This is a genomic window from Methanobrevibacter ruminantium (genome assembly GCF_016294135.1).
Lineage (GTDB): Archaea > Methanobacteriota > Methanobacteria > Methanobacteriales > Methanobacteriaceae > Methanobrevibacter > Methanobrevibacter ruminantium_A.
This window is the reverse complement of record NZ_JAEDCO010000073.1, coordinates 1-2,879: the sequence shown is the minus strand read 5'-3', so window position 1 is coordinate 2,879 and position 2,879 is coordinate 1. Positions and strand designations below refer to the sequence as shown.

Annotated in this window: 1 protein-coding gene; it reads right to left on the bottom strand. The window is 35.0% G+C overall.

Translation table 11 applies throughout. The annotated features are described in order from the left end of the window. On the bottom strand, positions 1 to 2,686 hold a 2,686-nt coding region (locus tag VW161_RS08805), incomplete at its 3' end, for a hypothetical protein (RefSeq protein WP_325192958.1). Positions 2,687 to 2,879 lie beyond the last annotated feature (193 nt).

The window sequence follows — 2,879 nt, the reverse complement described above, 5'->3', positions numbered from 1 at the left end:
ACAAGATATTACTTAATATATTACCACCAACATTATTGTGTATTGCAGAATGCTTTTCCCTAATACTCCTATTATCATTTGATGAAATGGAATTACCACCAACATTATTGTGTATTGAAGAATGCTTTTCCCTAATACTCCTATTATCAAATATCGAAGAAATTCTGCTAGTATCGTAACTTGAAGATAAATTTGAATACTTATTGGACGCATTATAATATGTAACACCATTGGATGAACCTATCTTTGTCAACATACTTGATGCGTTTTGTATGAACTTGAATAATTGAGCTTGCTGGTCTTTATTCAATACCATTTCACCACTGTTCAAACCAGTAAGTATCCTATCACCACTGTATGAATTACCACCAACTATTCCACCAATAGCATGATTTTCAATATATTTGTTTTTAATAACACTATCATTTTCAATTAAAACACTTTTTGGTTTTGCTCCAACTATGCCGCCATCAGCATGTTTTTCGCCCATAACAGCATTTTTACCCATATTCCAAAGACGTTCTAATTTATTATCAGAATTCCACCAATTTTTTAAACTATTCCAAGCATTTTTAATTGTGTCAACAGGATGTAAAATTAATTTTCCAATTCCTTCTATTGCATTTATAAATAATCTAATTGGGGTAGTTATCATATTAAAGGCAACGCTTAAATATCCACCCCTTTCTTCTATATCTTTATTCACTGCTGATAATGCTGGACCAACCTTTTCTTTAGCCCAATTAAATGCTTCTTTGCCGCCTTCTACAATACTATCGCCTACTGATTTTGCATAATCAATAAAATCTTTATCAGCATTTTCTGGTAAGCTTTTCCAAGTGTCATAAGCACCTTTAATAGCACCAACGGCAGCACCTATGCCAGCCCCTAAAGGTCCAAACATAGCACCAACTGCCCCATATTCAACAGCAGTAGTGGTTGCTTTAAGTGCTTGATGCGCTTTTCCTCCTTTTTGTATTTTACCTTTATCAGCTAAATAATCAACACCAATTCCTCCAACAGCACCTAGAATTCCTATACCACCACTTTTTGCTAATTTGCTAAATGTTTTTAATGTTCCAGCCCTAGATAAACTAGTTTTTGCAGCGGAAAATGCACCTTTTAAACCGCTTCCATGAGTTATTGCTCCTTTGAAAGCTTTTGTTGCTCTAATACTAGACTTTGCTAATTTAAAAGGAGTCTTCCACATTGTTTTTACAGCATTCAATGCTTTTCCTCCAACATTTTTGACTCCACCTAATGCTTTTGCTCCAAGTTTTCCACCAAGGGTTGTGTTTCCACCTAAACTTGCTCCAAGTGCTGGTTTAAGTAAAAACTTCCATCCTGCGATTGCAATTAATAATTTGCCCCAATTGTCAGCCAAAAACTTAGACACGCCTATAATACCGTCTGCAATACTTTTTAAGAAAGGACCATTTTTATCGACCCAATTGAGTATTTTGGCTAATACTCCGTTAGTGCCTCTTCCTAAATTTTCGGAAACTTTTTGTAAATTAGTTCCAACCTTGTCAATGTTTTGGATAATATTCTGGGCATTTTTATCTAATGCTAAACCCTTTGCAAATGAAGCAACAACAGACGAAGCATTTCCAGTAATCGCTTCATCAATACTTTTTAAATGTAAAGCTTGGTCTTTTAATATGTCGGTATCTGATTTACCATCAAATGCCATCATATTGCTCCACTCTTCTTCAGTGATTTCATTTATGTTTTTTCCGTTTACTTGAAGTTGTCCTTCAGGAGTTACTTGGGAATTGTTTAATATGAAATTACGTCTCGCTTCTTTATCTTTTCCGTTTCCAGAATATCTATCAAGTTCTGGTGCAAATTTGGTCTCTTTATATCTGACCTCTGCCATTTTTTTAGCATTAGCAACGACCTCTTCAGCATTAAGACCCATCTCCTTTGCATAATTTCTTAGGATTTCTTGGTTCATTGGACTTATAGTAGCGTAGCCCTTTTTAGTATCAAAAGTAGCCATGCCTTTCATTGCATCTTCCATCCTCTTAGCAAATGCCTCTGGGTCATACATTGACTCATACATATTTTCTAATGGATTGCCAAATGCAGCACCAATACTTCCTCCAAGCATTTGAAGATGTGCAGAATGCTCAATAGCACTGTCAAACTCCATAAACTGTCCAGCAGCCGTTTCTACAGACTTCATACTAAGTCCGAATTTTTCAGCCATTGCTGCCATTCTAGTAATCCCATCAATACCGTTTCTGAAGTTTAAACGGTTTGCCATTGAAAGGTTTTCAGCTACTTTTTTACTAAATTTTTGAGCATTTAAGCCTTGTTTTGCAGCAGTTGCATATGCCTTTGATATTGCACCTTGTACAGTACTAACTTGCCCACCCATACCATTTATTATGGTATCCATAAACTTGTTAGTGGTTTCTTGTCCAACAAGTTTATTAGCTTGAACAAATCCTTCAGCTTGGGCATCGTTTAATAATAGCTGTTTTCCTGTTGTTTCTGAAATATTTCTTTGTACTGCTGTAATAGCAGAAGAAGCTACGCCATATTTTTGGGCTAAAACTTGTGTTCTTTCAGTTAATACTTTAGTATAAGCATTAGCTTGATTTAAGCCCATGCCTAAATCTCTAGCTAATGAAATACCTTCTTGGTGAAATTGCAATGCTGCTTTAGTACCAGCTTGCATCATAGATACCGCAGTTCCTAACGCTCCATTTAAAGCCCCTCCTATAACGCTTGCTATCTGTGTAAATATTGCTAATAATGCTTGTGGCATATATGATAGATTTTTAAGAATATTTTATTAATTTACTATATAAATAGGCGTATTTACATTTTTTAACATTATTTATTTTGCCAATTTAAAATTATTTCGTACA